The following is a 14989-nucleotide window of genomic DNA, read 5'->3' on the forward strand; positions in this document are numbered from 1 at the left end:
TGGCAGACTCGGCGGATGCGTGAGCAGCGGACGTACGACGTCGTCCTCTTCGGGGCCACCGGCTTCACCGGAGGGCTGACCGCCGAGTACCTGGCCCGCAACGCCCCGCCCGGGCTGCGCTGGGCGCTCGCGGGGCGCAACCCCGGCAAGCTGGCCGCCGTACGGGACCGGCTGGCCGCGATCGACCCGGCGCTGGCCGGGCTGCCGCTGCTCACCGCCGACGTCACCGACGCGGAGTCGCTGCGGGCGGTCGCCGGGAGCGCCCGGGTGGTGGCCACCACTGTCGGCCCGTACGTGCACCACGGGGAGCCGCTGGTCGCCGCCTGCGCCCGCGCCGGCACCGACTACCTCGACATCACCGGCGAGCCCGAGTTCGTCGACCTCATGTACGTGCGCCACCACGCCGAGGCGGAGCGCACCGGGGCGCGGCTCGTGCACGCCTGCGGGTTCGACTCGGTCCCCCACGACCTGGGCGTCTGGTTCACGCTCAAGCACCTCCCGGACGACGCGCCGATCACCGTCGACGGGTTCGTCCGGGCCGGCGGGCGGTTCTCCGCCGGCACGTACCACTCGGCGCTCACCGCCTTCTCCCGCACGGCGCAGGCGTCCCGGGCGGCCCGCGAGCGGCGGCAGGTCGAGCCGCGACCGACCGGGCGGCGGGTACGCGCGGTGCCCGGCCGGGTCGCCCGCTCGAAGGAGCTGGGCATGTGGATCGTGCCGCTGCCGACCATCGACCCGCAGGTGGTCCGCCGCTCGGCCGCCGCCCGCCCGGAGTACGGGCCGGACTTCCGCTACCGGCACTTCGCGGCCGTGAAGCGGCTGCCCACGGTGCTGGCCGGCGGGGTCGGGCTGGGCGGGCTCGTGGCCCTGGTGAAGCTGCCGCCGACCCGGCGCTGGCTGCTCGGCCGGCTCGCCTCCGGGCAGGGGCCGACGCCGCAGCAGCGGGCGAAGTCCTGGTTCCGGGTCCGGTTCGCCGGCACGGGCGGCGGGCGGCGGGTGCTGACCGAGGTGGCCGGCGGCGACCCCGGCTACGACGAGACGGCGAAGATGCTCGCCGAGTCGGCGCTCTGCCTGGCCGGCGACGACCTGCCGGCCACGGCGGGCCAGGTCACGCCGGTGACGGCGATGGGCGACGCGCTGCTGGACCGGCTGGTGCGGGCGGGGATGACCTTCCGGGTGCTGGACACGCCCCGCTGACCGGGTGCCCCGACCGTCGTGCCGCCCGGCCCGGCGCGGGTTGACCCTCGACCAGGTTGAGACGACAGGATCAGCGCCGTGGAGAGCGACCTGCGCAGCATCGGCGAGCTGGCCCGGGCCAGCGGGTTGACCGTGAGCGCCCTGCGGTTCTACGACTCGGCCGGGGTGCTGACCCCGGCCCTGGTCGACCCGGTGACCGGCTACCGCTGGTACACGGGCGAGCAGGTGGCGCCCGCCCGGCTGGTGGCCGGGCTGCGCCGGGTCGGCATGCCGGTCGCCGAGATCGCCGCCGCGCTGCGCGCCGAGCCGGCACAGGTCCACCGCCTGCTCGACGCGCACCTGCGCCGGTTGGAGGACGGTCTCGCCGACGCCCGCCGGGAGCTCACCCGGATCCGTACGCTGATCGGTCCCGGGGAGCCCGCCGCGACCACCCGTCTCGTCCTGTCCCGCGTCGACCTGGCCGCCGCCGTGGACGCGGTCCGCTTCGCCGTCGGCGCCGATCCCGCCCTGCCGGTGCTGGCCGGCGTGCTGTTCGAGTCCGACGCCGACGGCGTACGGCTGGTGGCGACCGACCGGCACCGGCTGGCCGTCGCGCGGGCGGACGCCCGGGTCGACGGGCCGGCGGTGCGGGTGCTCGCCCCGGTCGCCTTCGTCGACGAGGTGCGGGCCCTGCTCGACACCGGCGCGGGCGCCACCCCCGAGGCCCGGCTGACGGTCGACGCCGGCACGATCTCCGTCTGCGTCGCCGGCCGCACGGTCGACGCCGACGCCCTGCCGTACGACTTCCCGGACCACCGCAGGCTGCTCCGCCCGACGCCCGACGACGGGCCGGCGCACCGGCTGACGGTCGACGCCGACGCCCTGCGGGCGGCCCTGACCAGCGCCGACGCCCCCGTCGTCATCCGGCGGCACGACGGCGTCCCGCTCGCGGTGACCGTGCTCGGCCCGGACGGCCGGGGCGGGGTGCGGCTGCTCGGGGCGGACGAGCTGACCGAAGAGGTTGACGCGTTCCGCGTCGGGGTGAACGGCGGCTACCTGCTCGAGGCCCTCGACGCGGCCGGCCGGGGCCAGTTGCTGCTGGAGCTGGACGGGCCGATCACCCCGCTGGCCGTGCGCCGGCCGGACGACGTCGACGCGTTCTCCGTCCTGATGCCCATCCGGCTCTGACCGCCGCACCGGGCCGTCGAGACCGGGCCGGGGCGCGACCGGGCCGCGACGGTAGCATCGGTGGGTCCACCCGACGTCCGGACGGAGCGTACGGAGCAGCATGCTCGACATGGAGTTGATCCGGAAGGATCGCGAGGCGGTGGCGACCGCGCTGGCGAAGCGACTGGATCCCGCCGAGGTCAACCGGGCCCTGGACGAGATCCAGCGGCTCGACCAGGAACGCCGCGCCCTGATCAGTGGCATCGACGGCGAGCGGCAGCGCCGCAAGGCCGAGGCACGCGCCTACGCGGCGGCGAAGCGCGCCGGCACCGAGCCGGAGGTCTCCGCGCCGGAGGCGGGGCGCAAGCAGCTCGCCGAGCTGGAGTCCGAGCTGGACGAGGTGCAGGCGCGGCTGCGCACCGCGATGAGCGAGCTGCCCAACCTGCCCGCCGACGACGTGGTGCCGGGCGGCAAGGAGGCCAACCGGGTCGTCCGCGCCTTCGGCGAGCCGCCGGCCATCGAGAAGGTCCGCGACCACGTCGAGCTGAGCCGGATGCTGGGCCTGGTCGACCACGAGCGCGGGGTCAAGCTCGGCGGCTCCGGCTTCTGGATGTACACGGGCATGGGCGCCCGGCTGGAGTGGGCGCTGCTCAACTTCTTCGTCGACGAGCACATCGGCGCCGGCTACGAGTTCCTGCTCCCGCCGCACCTGCTGCTGGACACCGCCGGGTTCGCCGCCGGGCAGTTCCCGAAGTTCTACGACGACGTCTACCACCTGGACCGGGAGTCCGCCCCGCGCGGGCAGTTCCTGCTGCCCACCTCGGAGACGGCGATCCTCGGGGCGTACCAGGACGAGATCCTGGAGACGGCGAAGCTGCCGCTGAAGGCGTTCGCGTACACCCCCTGCTACCGCCGGGAGGCGGCCGGTTCGCACTCGGACGAGCGCGGCACCGTCCGGGGCCACCAGTTCAACAAGGTGGAGATCTTCCAGTTCTGCCTACCGGAGCAGGCCGACGCCGCGCTGGAGGAGATGCTCCTGCACGCGGAGAGCCTGGTCGAGAAGCTGGGCCTGCACTACCAGCGCACCCTGCTGTCGGCGGGCGACGCCAGCGCGTCGATGAAGAAGACCCTCGACATCGAGGTGTGGATGCCGAGCACCGGCAAGTACAAGGAGGTGTCGTCGGTCTCCTGGGCCGGCGACTACCAGGCGCGCCGGGCGGCCATCCGCTACCGCGAGCCGGGCGGCAAGCAGACCCGCTTCGTGCACACCCTCAACGGGTCGGCCCTGGCCACCAGCCGGCTCTTCCCGGCCATCCTGGAGCAGTTCCAGCAGCCCGACGGCTCGGTGCTGGTTCCCGAGGTCCTCCAGGCCCGCCTGGGCACCGACCGCCTGACCCCCCGCTGACCGCCGGCCTCACCCCCGCCTCCTCAGGGGGCGGGGGTGAGGCGCAGCGCGAGTTCGGGGCAGACCTTGACCGCCTTGCGCGCGCCCTCGCGCAGCCAGGTCGGCACGGGGGTGGGCGGGAAGGCGGGGTAGCCGTTCCCGTCGAGCCGGATGAAGTCCGGCACCACGTGCGCGCACAGCCCGTGCCCGTCGCAGCGGGACCAGTCCAGCGTGAGCCGCTGCGGGTTCGGGTCGGGGGCGCCCGGCAGGCCCAGCACCGCCCTGACCCGGCGGCCACAGCCCTCGCCGGTGGTGTGCAGCCGCAGGTCCTCGGCGAACACCTCCATCGCGGAGAGCGCGAAGCGGGCCGTACCGTCGGGGTGGCTGCACGCCCCGCGGCCCTTCACGTCGCCGGCGGCGGCGCGGACCACCTCCACCGGGGCGCTGCCGGAAACCGCCAGGTCGACGGCGCGGGCCAGGTCGGGCAGGCCCATCCGGCACGGACCGCACTGCCCCGCGGACTCGCCGGCCAGGTAGCGCACCACCTGGGCGGCCTCGCCGAGCGGGCAGGTGTCCGCGCCGAGCGGGACGAGGATGCCCGCGCCGAGGGTGCCGCCCACGGCGGCCAGCCCCTTGCGGGAGATCTCCGCCCGGTCGGCGGACTCCCGGGTGATCCACCTGCCGTGGTACCCGCCCGTCAGGATGCCCGGCCCGTCCGGCACCTCGCACAGGTCGAGGATCTCGCGCAGCGGAGTGCCGGCCGCGCACTCCACCACCGCCGGGCGTCCGGCCGCGCCGGTGACGGTGAGCAGCACGGTGCCCGGCTCGTCGTCGGTGCCGAGCGCCGCGTACTCGTACGGGCCGAGCCGGGCGGCGACCGCGAGCTGGGCGTACGTCTCGGCGTTGGAGAGCAGGGTGGGCAGGCCGCCGACGCCTGCGTCGCTGGAGCGCCGCTTGGTGCCCGGCGGGATGTGCGGCAGGCCGTTGATGCCGTTGACCAGGGCCCCGCCCTCGCCGGAGATGAACCGGTGCGGCACGGTGACGACGCTGGTCGGCGCCGGCATCCGGCGTTCCTCCAGCGCGTCGGTCAGGGAGTCGCGGCCCACCCCGTCGTCGGCCACCCCGACGACGATCTCGTCGGCGTCCAGCGCGTACGCGGCCAGCGCGGCGCCGTCGAGGACCAGGTGCGGGGCCCGGGTGAGCAGCACCTTGTCCTTCCAGCTCGCCGGCTCCCCCTCGGTGGCGTTGACCACCACCACCGCCGGGAGGTCCCGCCGCTCGCAGGACTCCAGCACCGCGCAGAGCTTCTTGGCGAACAGGAAGCCCGCCCCGCCCCTGCCCTTGAGTTGGACGCCCTCGGCGAGCCGGAGCAGGGTGGCCGGTTCCATCGGCCCGACCGGCCCGTGCACCTCCTCGTGGGCGAGCAGGTCGAGCCGGCCGTACTCGGCGAAGCCGGCGGTGAGCCGGGGCTCGCCGACGCAGGCCACCGGCGGCACGGTCGTCCGCGTCACTTCGCCTCACCCCGCAGCCCGGCCCAGTACGCCCCGTCGACGGCGTCGGCGTTGACCCGGCGGCGGCGGGCCGACCGGCTCTCACCGGCGGCCCGGCGCGCCCGCCGGGACGCGAGGTCGACCAGGGTCGGGGTGTCGTCGGCCGGCAGCGGTACCTCCTCGGGGACGTACCGGACCGGGGGCCGCCAGTAGTCCGGTTCGAGGTCCCGGTCGTCCTCGACGCTGTGCCGACCGCCGCCGCTGCGCGGCGCCGCGGTGACCGGGTCGACGGAGACCGGCCCGACCGGGACAGGGTCCGCCGAGACCGGGTCGCTGGGCTGCCAGCGGCGGGGGCTGTCCCAGGGTTCCTCGGGCTCCTCCCGGCGGAGGCGCGGCGCGGCGTAGCGCCGCTCCGCGTCCCGCTCGGCACGGTCGCGGCGGGCGGGTTCCTCGGCGTACCGGCGACCGGCCGGCGCGGGAGCCTCCTCGCGGCGCCGGGCGGCCGGAGCGAGTTCCTCTTCGCGCCGGCGGCGGGGGCGTGCCGGGTCGCGGAGCGTGCCGGGCTCGGGCACTACCGGCACGGTGAACCGCTCCGGGTCGCGACGCCGCGCGGCGGGGGCGGGCCAGGTGCCGGTGAGCGTGGTGCCGGCGACCGTCGTGGCCGCCCAGGTCCCCGCGTGCCCCGCCGGCTTCGGCTCCCGGTTGGCGCGTCGGGTCAGGCCCCGCAGCAGCGACCGGCGTGGGGCGTCCTCGGCCGGCCGCCCGGCCAGGGCCTGGTTCATCGCGGCGGCTTGGTGCTGCTCCCGACGGCGCCGGCCGAGGCTGACGGAGAGGCGGACCAGCAGCGCCAGCACGACCAGCAGGACGCAGGCGAGGTAACCGAGCATCACCCAGGGCTTCGCGGGCCGCCCGGCGTTGAGCCCGTGCACGATGGCGAACGGCCAGGAGAGGTACGCGGCCGAGTGCAGCGTGCGCCAGAGCCACCTCGGACCGACCCCGGCGAAGCGGGCGCGGACGACGCCGGTCCAGAGCACGCTCACCATCAGCAGGGCGGCCACCGTGCCGAGGCCGACGTAGAGGCCACGCCCACCGACGAAGGGGACCACCGCGTCGGTGCTCGCCGCCCGGCCGGTGGCGATCTTCGTGAGCACGTGGAAGACCAGCCCGGCGACGCCGAGGATGCCGGTGGCCCGGTGCGCGGACTGGAGCAGCACCCGGTGCCGGATCAGCAGCACCAGCCGGTCGGTGGCGAGCAGCCCCATCATCACGGTGAGGCTCAACGCCACGAGGGCGACGACCCCGGCGAAGAACTCGGTGAAGAAGAAGCCGTACGCGTACGCGGCCGAGCCGACGCCGGTCAGCATGGTGGCGGCCCACAGCGCGGCGAGCGCCGAGAGGGTCAGCAGGGCCACCGCGGACCGGGACCGGGTGCGGGCCCCCCGGCTGGTGCTGGTGGTCCGGACGGTGGGCGGCTTCTGGTTCCGTTGTGCCCGGGCCATCTGCTCCTCGATCGTCTCGCGGCGGCGCACCACCGGCCGGCCCTGTTCCCCATCGAGTACGGACCGACGCGGCGGGCGGATCACCGGCGCGCGGAAATTCCCCGCACGGTCGTCGAACCGCCCGGCCCTCCGGCGCGTGGGCGGCCCGATCGCCCGACGCGGAACACCCCGGAAGGCATCCACGCATGCACATGCATTGACAGTGCTTGCAATGCGCTTGTAACCTTTCGGAAATTTTCAAGCCGTACTGCAAGATCCCGGCACCACCGGGGCCTCCCGGCCTCGCCACCACCCCGTCCCCACACCCCGTCAGGAGTCCTCCCATGCAGAGACGTCGACGGTTGTCGGCGATCGTCGCCCTCGGCGTGATCGCCGGCCTGATCGTCCCCACCGCCGCGACCGCGCCCCCGGCCGGCGCGGCCCCGGCGGGCGGCAAGAAGGTCATCGCCAACCTCTTCGAGTGGAACTGGTCCTCGGTGGCCACCGAGTGCCGCACCACCCTCGGCCCGAAGGGCTACGGCTGGGTGCAGGTCTCGCCGCCGCAGGAGCACGTCCGGGGCTCGCAGTGGTGGCTGGCGTACCAGCCGGTCAGCTACCGGATCGAGTCCCGCAAGGGCACCCGCGCCCAGTTCAAGTCAATGGTCGACACCTGCCACGCCGCCGGCGTCAAGGTGGTCGTCGACGCGGTCGTCAACCACATGTCCGGGCAGGACAACGGCGGCACCGGCTGGGCCGGCTCGCCGTACGGGCACTACGACTACCCGGGGATCTACCAGACGCAGGACTTCCACCACTGCGGTCGCAACGGCGGCGACGACATCGCCAACTACAACGACCGCTGGGAGGTGCAGAACTGCGAGCTGGTCAACCTCGCCGACCTGAAGACCGAGTCGGACTACGTCCGGACGAGGATCGCGGGCTACCTCAACGACCTGCTCTCGCTGGGCGTCGACGGCTTCCGGATGGACGCCAGCAAGCACATGCCGGCCGCCGACATCGCCGCCATCAAGGGCAAGCTGTCCCGCTCGGCGTACCTCGTGCAGGAGGTGATCCACGGCGCCGGCGAGCCGATCCAGCCGGGCGAGTACACCGGCAACGGCGACGTGCACGAGTTCCGCTACGGCAAGGACCTCGCCCGGGTCTTCCGCTCCGAGAAGCTCGCCTACCTGCGCAACTTCGGCGAGGGGTGGGGGCACCTGCCCAGCGGCTCGGCCGGCGTCTTCGTGGACAACCACGACACCCAGCGCGACGTCGGCGGGGTGCTGACCTACCGCGACCGGGGCATCTACGCGCTGGCCAACGCGTTCATGCTCGCCTGGCCGTACGGCTCCCCGACGGTGATGTCGAGCTACACGTTCAGCCAGCGCGACCAGGGCCCACCCTCGGACAGCTCCGGCAGGACGCTCAACGCCACCTGCTACTCCGGCTGGGAGTGCGAGCACCGCTGGCCGGTCATCGCCAACATGGTCGGTTTCCGCAACGCCACCGAGGGCGCCGGCGTCGTCAACTGGTACGACAACGGCAACAACCACATCGCCTTCGGCCGCTCCGGCAAGGGCTACGTCACGATCAACGACGAGGACTCCGCGGTCACCGGCCGGTCGTACCAGACCGGGCTGCCGGGAGGCCGCTACTGCGACGTCATCCACGGCACCTTCACCAACGGCACGTGCAGCGGACCGGTGATCACCGTGGACGGCGGCGGCTGGTTCGCCGCGAACGTGCCGGCCCACGACGCGATCGCCATCCACGTGGGCGCGCGGCTGAGCTGAGGCCCCCGCCGCTGCGGACCCCGTCCCGACCGACATTCGGCCGGGGCGGGGTTTCGCCGTCCTTCACCCGTTATAGTCGGTTTGTGCGTTTTGACCGAATGAACCGCCGACGTGTCCGCACCCTGACCGCCGCCGTCGGCGTACCCCTGCTCCTGCTGGCCGGCGGGGCCACCGGCTGGATCCTGACCCCCGCGGCCGCGCCCACCGCGCCGCCGGTCGTCGCCGGGCCGCCCGCGCCGACCAGCGCGGCCCCGACCAGCGCGGCCCCGGAGCGGGTGCCCGTCGCCGCGCCCGCCCCGGACGACCTGCCGGTGGTCGACTACGGCCCGGCGCCCACCGGCTTCCCGGCCGACCCGGACACCCTGGACACCACGCCGCTGGCCGAGGGCCTGCACCCGACCCGCCGGATCGCCGCCTACACCGCCCCCGGCGGCCGGCCGCTGGCCTTCCTCGACCCCACCCTCAGCGGCGTCGAGCTGACCATGCCCATCGCCCGGCGACAGGCCGGCTGGACGGCGGTGCTGCTCCCGTCGGCCAACCGCACGCTCGCCTGGCTGCCGCCCGGCGGCCACACCACCGTGGCGCTGCCCGACCAGATCGTGGTGGAGCGCAAGCACCACCGGCTGACCTGGTACCGCGCCGGCCGGGCCGTCCGCAGCTGGGAGGTCAGCCTCGGTCAGCGCGGCCAGGAGACCCCGCTGGGCCGGACCTTCATCCTCGGCCGCACCCCGCCGCCGGAGAGCGTGTACGGCGGCGTCGACATCTACGCCCTCGGCTCGGTGCCCGACGACCCCGACTCGGTGCCGCCGGGCCTGCGCGGCGCGCACATCGGCATCCACAGCTGGTACCACGACGGCGAGTTGGGCGAGAACACCACCAACGGCTGCATCCGGCTGACGAAGAGCGGGCAGCGGGAACTGCTCGCCGAGGTCCGCCCCGGCACCGAGGTGGTCGTGGTCGACAAGCTGCCCGCCCCGCCCCCGACCGCCTGATCAGAACTGCTCGACCCAGTACGGGGAGAGGTCCAGCCGGCCGTTGGCGGCGCGCCGTGCCTCCGGCCGCTGCTGGCGGTGCTCACGGTGTACCAGGCGTCCACGAAGTCCGGCTCGTCGGTGTACCGTGCGCCGCGCCGGCATGGGCGCGGCCATCGTGGGTAGTACCCGGAACATGAGGGCGAGTTTCCGGCTCGGCCGGATAGCGGGCGTACCGGTCGGGGTCAACTGGAGCGTCCTGGTCATCTTCGCGCTGATCGCCTGGGGGCTGTCGGCCAACCAGTTCCCCCGGGCCTACCCGGACCGGCCCGTCGCCGCGTACGTCCTGGCGGGGCTCGCGGCGGCGGTGGTCTTCTTCCTCGGCCTGCTCGCCCACGAGATCTCGCACGCGATCGTCGCGAAGCGCAACGGGCTGGAGGTCGGCGGGATCACCCTCTGGCTCTTCGGCGGGGTGGCCGAGCTGCGCGGCGAGGCGCGCGACCCGGGCGCGGAGCTGCGCATCGCCGGCGTCGGCCCGCTGGTGAGCCTGCTGATCGGGCTCTTCTTCGGCGCGATCGCGGTGGTGCTCACCGTGGCCGGGGTGGAAGGGCTGCTGCTCGGCTCGCTGGCCTGGCTGGCCGGCATCAACGTGCTGCTGGCGGTCTTCAACGCCCTGCCGGCCGCTCCGCTGGACGGCGGGCGGCTGCTGCGCGCGGCGGTCTGGAAGGCGACCGGCGACCGGACGAAGGCGTCGGTCGTCGCCGCCCGGGCCGGCTGGGTGCTCGGCGCGGTGCTGATCGGCCTCGGGCTGTGGCAGTTCCTGGCGGGCGTCGGCTTCGGCGGGCTGTGGCTGGCCCTGATCGGCTGGTTCCTGATCGGCGCCGCCGGCATGGAGGAGCGGCAGGCCCGGATGGGCAGCGCGCTGGAGGGCGTCCGGGTGGCCGACGTGATGACGCCGCAGCCGCAGACCGCGTCGGGGCAGATGACGGTGGGCGACTTCGTGGACCACTACCTCTTCGCGTACCGGCACACCGCGCTGCCGCTGACCGAGGACGACCGGCCCGTCGGCCTGGTCACCCTCGACCGGGTGCGCGGCATCCCGGCGGACCGCCGGGCCGGCACCACGCTGGCCGAGGTGGCCTGCCGCGCCGACGAGCTGGTGCTCGCCCGGCCGGACGAGCCGCTCAACGAGCTGCTCCCCCGGCTCAGCGAGTGCGCCGACGGGCGGGCGCTGGTGGTGACCGACGGCCGGCTGGTCGGGATCGTCTCGCCGAGCGACATCAGCCGGGCGGTGCAGCGCGGCAGCCTCCGCGAACAGATGGCCGGCGACCGGCGCTGACACCGGCCGCCTGCCTCACCGCGATCCGGTCAGCAGCCCGCGCAGCCACGCGCGGGTCCAGGCGGCGATCGTGAACGAGTCGGTGATCGTCCCGTCGCGGATCAGCTCGCCGACCCGCTCCGGCGGATGGGCCCGGGGCGCCCGGATGCCCTCCGCCGCACCGACCGGCCCCAGCTCGGCGATCTCGGCGAGATAGAGGCGGACCGCGTCGGTCGCGGTGCCGGTGTCCGGGTGCACCTCGCCGAGATCGACCAGGCGGGTCGGTGCCACACCGAGCTCCTCGCGCAGCTCCCGGACGGCCTGCTCGTCGGCGGCCACCCCGGCCTCGCCGAACCCCCGGGGCGCCTCCAGATGCCAACGCCTGGTGGCGTGCCGGAAGTGCTCGACCAGCACGACGGCGCCGTCGAGCACCGGCAGCAGCACGACCCCGTCGGCGCCGCCCGTGGGGAGCTTCCGGACGTACGTCCCGACGGTCCCGCCCGGGAGGCGGACCGGGTCGCGCACCAGCGTCACGTACTCGTCCCGGTAGACCACCCCCGTCCGGCTCCACTCGGCCGGCAGGCCACGCGCCCGCAACGCCGCCGCCTTGGCGCGTTCCGCCGCCGCCACCTGTTCGGCCCCGTCGAGGATCTCGACCGCCGCGTCCGGCGGGTTGGTGAAGTACTCGGGCCGCCGCCTGCGCAGCTCGGCGTACTCGCCCCGCTCGTCAGTCACCGTCGTCCCCCTCCGGCCGGTCGATGTTGGCCTCGTTGCCCTCCTCGTCGCCGTCGGACACCGGGAAGCCCATCTCCCGCAGCCGGCCCACGAGTTCCCGCCAATCCTCCCCGGCCCGCTGGAGGCGTACCCGCATGACGTCGATACCGGTGCCCAGCTCGCGCCCCGCCCGCCGCTGGTCGCGCCCCACCACGGCGAACCGGACGACGGCCGTCGCCCCGCGCGCGGCCACCTCGGTGGCCACCTCCCCGACCAGTTCCACCCGCGGGTCGCCGTCGAACACGATCGAGACGGTGCTCCCCATCACCTCGACGGTCACCCGGATCACCGGCTCCCAGCCGTTGACCCGGTCCAGCCGTCGCTCGCCCACGATGTCCGTGAGCCGCCGCGCCAGGGCGACGTAGCGGTCGTACACCTGCTGGGAGCGGGTGACGAAATCGAGCGGCTCGTCCAGCAGGGCCCGCAGGCTCTCCACGTACCCCCGCCACTCGTCGGTCCCCCGGGCCTGGTGCACGTGGTGCAGTTCGAGCCCGGTCAGGTCGATCCGCAGCGGGAGCTGCACCAGGTCGAAGGCGTACGGCCGCAGCGTCCGCAGCAGGCCGAGCAGGTCGTCCATGTCGCGCTCCGGGGGCCGCTCCCGCCGGTACTCCTGCATCGCCGTGCGGCGCAGCGAGTCCGCCGGGATGAGCGCGAAGCCGTCGACGGCGTCCGGCAGGGCCGTGTTGTAGCGCAGGTCGACGAGCTGCTTGAGCTCGGCGACCAGGGGCGCGGCGCGGAACATCCCGTCGGCCGGGTTGGTGTCGGGCTCCATCAGGAACTCCCGGTAGAAGCCCTCCCGGTCGGCCTGCTCCGCGTTGAGCGCCCACATCGCGACCTCCTGCAACCGGCGCTTGAGCAGCGGCAGGCTGTCGTCGTCCAGCCGGAGGTCCCGCTGGAGCTCCGCCAGGTTGAACGCCGGCAGCTGGAGCAGGAAGCGGCGGAACTCGGCGATGATGCAGCGCTCGGTGAGCAGCCGGTTCTGCGCGTCGTCCCAGGACAGGCGCAGGCACCGCACGGTGTCGACCTCGTCGAGCACGCGTACCCACCCCGACCAGCCCGCCGAGTCGACGCCGAACCGCGGCTCCGCCACCGGGGTGCGCTCGGACAGCAGGAACGGCACGAGCACGCTCTCGTCGAGCAACGCGCGGAAGGCGTCCCGCTGCGGACCCTGGGTGGTGAAGTCCTGGTGGACGACCGGGTTGTTGAAGAGGTACGCCCGGTTCACCACGACCTGCTCCGCGTTGAGGATCGAGCGGAGGTACTCGGCGCGGGCGTCCCGCCGGCGCGAACGCTCGACGTCCCGGTACGACAACCGCCGGCTCAGCATCCGTTCGAGCAGGTCCTGGGTGACCCACTGGTTGTCCAGGCACTGGGCCACGACGGTGATGGGGGCGAGGTCGCGGTTGTCGATCGGCGTCAACCGGTCGCCGGCGCCGGCCAGATCCGGGGACATGTCTCTCCTCTGTGGACGCAGATGGGTCGTCCGAGGCAACCACGGGAACCCGGTTGTCGGAAAGCCGTCGGAGGCGTCGAGGCAAACATCCGACACTTGACCCGGCCGCTCCCCCGGCGTCCGCCCGTCAGGACCGCGGGAGGTAGCGGTCGAGCAGGTCGGTGCGGAACGTGCCGGCCGGGTCGAGCCGGCACGCCAGGTCGACGAAGTCGGCGTACCGGGGCAGGGCCGCGGCGACCGCCGCCGGGGCGAGACCGAACACCTTCCCCCAGTGCGGGCGCGGCGCGAACGGCGCGAGCCGCTCCTCCACCGCCGCCACCACCGGCAGCACCGCCGCCGCGTCGGCGGTCCAGGTGAAGTGGATGGCGAGGCTGTCCCGCCCGTGGTTCGGGCTGAGCCACAGCCCGTCGGCGGCCACCGCCCGCAGCTCGCAGACCTGGAGCACCGGCGCGATCAGGTGTGCCACCGGGTCCAGCGCGGCCAGCGCCGCCGACGCCGAGGCGCGCGGCACGTGGTACTCGGACTGCAACTCCGCCCCGCTGCTGGGGGTGAACCCCAGCCGGAAGTGCGGCAGCCGTTCGTGCCACGGGCCCGGTTCGCCGAGCTGTGGGGTGCAGTTCTGGGCGGGCATGCCCGGCACCGGGTGCCGTGGCGTGTCGGCCGCCGTCGTGCCGAGCCAGTCCGCCGGGAGCGGCCCCGTGTCCGCGCGCTGCTTGACCCACACCTCCCGCAGCAGCGGCGACCGCCAGTCGGTGAAGACGCTGACGCTGTACGCCGAGGCGAACGCGTCGTCCAGCGCCGCGCGGGACAGGCCGAGGCGGACGTGCTGGCGGATCTCGAAGGTCGGCACCACGTCCAGGGTGACCCGGGTGACGACGCCCAGCGCGCCCAGCGAGACGACCATCCCGGCGAAGGTGTCCCCGTCGGCCGCCCGGTCGACGGTCAGCAGGTCGCCGCCGGCGGTGACCAGTTCCAGCCCGGCGACCGCGCTGGCCAGGTTGCCGATCGTCTCCCCCGAGCCGTGGGTGCCGGTGGCGACCGCCCCGGCGACCGAGATGTGCGGCAGCGAGGCGAGGTTGGCCAGGGCGTACCCGCGCGCGTGCAGCCAGGCCGCGAGGTCCCCGTACCGCGTGGCGGCCGGCACCGTGACGGCCCGGCGCTCCGGGTCGAGCGCGACGGCCGCGGGCAGCCCGGCCAGCGAGACCAGGTCGCCGGTGGTGTCGCCGAGGCGGTTGAACGAGTGCCCGGTGCCCACCACCCGCAGGCGGTCGCTGCCTGCCACCAGCCGGCGCAGCTCGTCGAGGGAGGAGGGGCGGTGGTGGCGGCGGGCGGCGTAGCGGACGTTGCCCGCCCAGTTGCGCCGCGGCCCGGCCTCGGCGGTGGTCACGGCGTGCGGTGGTGGTCGGCGGAGCGGTCGGCGGCCGGGGCCCCGCCGAGCGCGTCGACGAAACGGTCCCCGGCGTGCCGGGTCAGCGCCGCCGCCACCTCGGCGGGCCTCTCCCGGACCCGCGCCAGGTCCAGCAGCTCCACCGCGGCCCGGCCGTCGACCGGGTGGCGCGCGTCGGCCGGCAGGTCGGCCAGCGCGCCCGGGGCGGGGACCAGCAGCAGTCGCGGCGTCGACGGCAGCCCCTCCCGGGCGGGCGGCCGGGCCAGCGCCAGCGCCGCGACCTCCGCCCACGCGATCGTGCGGCGCAGCCCGGGGCGGCGGACGCTCAGGCCGTCGGCGCCGATGACGAACCGGAACGGGCGCAGCAGGCCGACCAGCACGCCCCCGCCCAGCAGCACTGCGCCGACGGCGACCAGCCGGCGCAGCAGCGCGTGCTCCCCCGGCAGCCCCAGCAGCACCCCGCCACCGATCACGCAGGCCAGGGGCAGCACCAACGCCCCCCGGTTGCGGTGCAGTTCCATGTCGTACCCCCGTTCGACACCGTGGTCGTCGGGACGCATCATCCGACGGCCACCGGCGGGACGGAAACCGGTCGATC

At 74.9% G+C, this 14989-nt stretch carries 12 protein-coding genes; 6 read left to right on the forward strand and 6 right to left on the reverse strand.

Going from position 1 to position 14989, the window contains the following annotated elements:
- The first annotated feature begins 15 nt into the window (after nucleotides 1-15).
- The 3 genes from ACFHW0_RS02420 to serS all read left to right on the forward strand — a co-directional run bounded on the left by ACFHW0_RS02420 (nucleotide 16) and on the right by serS (nucleotide 3748).
- Nucleotides 16-1197, forward strand: coding sequence for a saccharopine dehydrogenase family protein (locus tag ACFHW0_RS02420; RefSeq protein ID WP_416605137.1), 1182 nt, complete (start codon nucleotides 16-18; stop codon nucleotides 1195-1197).
- A gap of 90 nt (nucleotides 1198-1287) precedes the next feature.
- Nucleotides 1288-2364, forward strand: coding sequence for a MerR family transcriptional regulator (locus tag ACFHW0_RS02425; RefSeq protein ID WP_416605249.1), 1077 nt, complete (start codon nucleotides 1288-1290; stop codon nucleotides 2362-2364).
- Nucleotides 2365-2464: 100 nt separating this feature from the next.
- Nucleotides 2465-3748 (forward strand): serine--tRNA ligase, encoded by a 1284-nt coding sequence (gene serS, locus ACFHW0_RS02430; RefSeq protein WP_416605138.1) that lies wholly within the window; start codon nucleotides 2465-2467, stop codon nucleotides 3746-3748.
- Nucleotides 3749-3771: 23 nt separating this feature from the next.
- Here the strand turns inward: serS and ACFHW0_RS02435 are convergent, their stop codons facing one another.
- On the reverse strand, nucleotides 3772-5238 hold the full coding sequence (locus tag ACFHW0_RS02435; RefSeq protein ID WP_416605140.1) for an NADH-ubiquinone oxidoreductase-F iron-sulfur binding region domain-containing protein: 1467 nt from the start codon (nucleotides 5236-5238) through the stop codon (nucleotides 3772-3774).
- Nucleotides 5235-6749 carry a hypothetical protein gene (locus ACFHW0_RS02440; RefSeq protein WP_416605141.1) on the reverse strand — a complete coding sequence of 505 codons (1515 nt, stop codon included), beginning with the start codon at nucleotides 6747-6749 and terminating at the stop codon, nucleotides 5235-5237. The genes ACFHW0_RS02435 and ACFHW0_RS02440 overlap by 4 nt, the downstream gene beginning before the upstream one ends.
- A 290-nt stretch (nucleotides 6750-7039) precedes the next feature.
- Between ACFHW0_RS02440 and ACFHW0_RS02445 the strand changes: the two genes are divergently transcribed.
- The 3 genes from ACFHW0_RS02445 to ACFHW0_RS02455 all read left to right on the forward strand — a co-directional run bounded on the left by ACFHW0_RS02445 (nucleotide 7040) and on the right by ACFHW0_RS02455 (nucleotide 10798).
- Nucleotides 7040-8488, forward strand: coding sequence for an alpha-amylase (locus ACFHW0_RS02445; protein ID WP_416605142.1), 1449 nt, complete (start codon nucleotides 7040-7042; stop codon nucleotides 8486-8488).
- An 83-nt stretch (nucleotides 8489-8571) separates the two neighbouring features.
- On the forward strand, nucleotides 8572-9480 hold the full coding sequence (locus tag ACFHW0_RS02450; RefSeq protein ID WP_416605144.1) for a L,D-transpeptidase: 909 nt from the start codon (nucleotides 8572-8574) through the stop codon (nucleotides 9478-9480).
- Between the two features lie 175 nt (nucleotides 9481-9655).
- Complete coding sequence (locus ACFHW0_RS02455; protein WP_416605145.1) at nucleotides 9656-10798, forward strand: site-2 protease family protein; 1143 nt, start codon at nucleotides 9656-9658, stop codon at nucleotides 10796-10798.
- A gap of 15 nt (nucleotides 10799-10813) precedes the next feature.
- Here the strand turns inward: ACFHW0_RS02455 and ACFHW0_RS02460 are convergent, their stop codons facing one another.
- The 4 genes from ACFHW0_RS02460 to ACFHW0_RS02475 all read right to left on the reverse strand — a co-directional run bounded on the left by ACFHW0_RS02460 (nucleotide 10814) and on the right by ACFHW0_RS02475 (nucleotide 14954).
- Nucleotides 10814-11512 carry an NUDIX hydrolase gene (locus tag ACFHW0_RS02460; protein ID WP_416605146.1) on the reverse strand — a complete coding sequence of 233 codons (699 nt, stop codon included), beginning with the start codon at nucleotides 11510-11512 and terminating at the stop codon, nucleotides 10814-10816.
- Nucleotides 11505-13004: a hypothetical protein gene (locus ACFHW0_RS02465; RefSeq protein WP_416605147.1), complete on the reverse strand. Its 1500-nt coding sequence runs from the start codon at nucleotides 13002-13004 to the stop codon at nucleotides 11505-11507. Before ACFHW0_RS02465 ends, ACFHW0_RS02460 begins: the two co-directional genes overlap by 8 nt.
- A 127-nt stretch (nucleotides 13005-13131) precedes the next feature.
- Nucleotides 13132-14391: an FAD-binding protein gene (locus ACFHW0_RS02470; protein ID WP_416605148.1), complete on the reverse strand. Its 1260-nt coding sequence runs from the start codon at nucleotides 14389-14391 to the stop codon at nucleotides 13132-13134.
- Nucleotides 14388-14954, reverse strand: a complete 567-nt coding sequence (locus ACFHW0_RS02475) for a hypothetical protein (RefSeq protein ID WP_416605149.1) — start codon at nucleotides 14952-14954, stop codon at nucleotides 14388-14390. Before ACFHW0_RS02475 ends, ACFHW0_RS02470 begins: the two co-directional genes overlap by 4 nt.
- Nucleotides 14955-14989: the final 35 nt, after the last annotated feature.

Origin of the sequence: Micromonospora sp. LOL_025, from assembly GCF_048060285.1 — a bacterium.
GTDB lineage: Bacteria > Actinomycetota > Actinomycetes > Mycobacteriales > Micromonosporaceae > Micromonospora.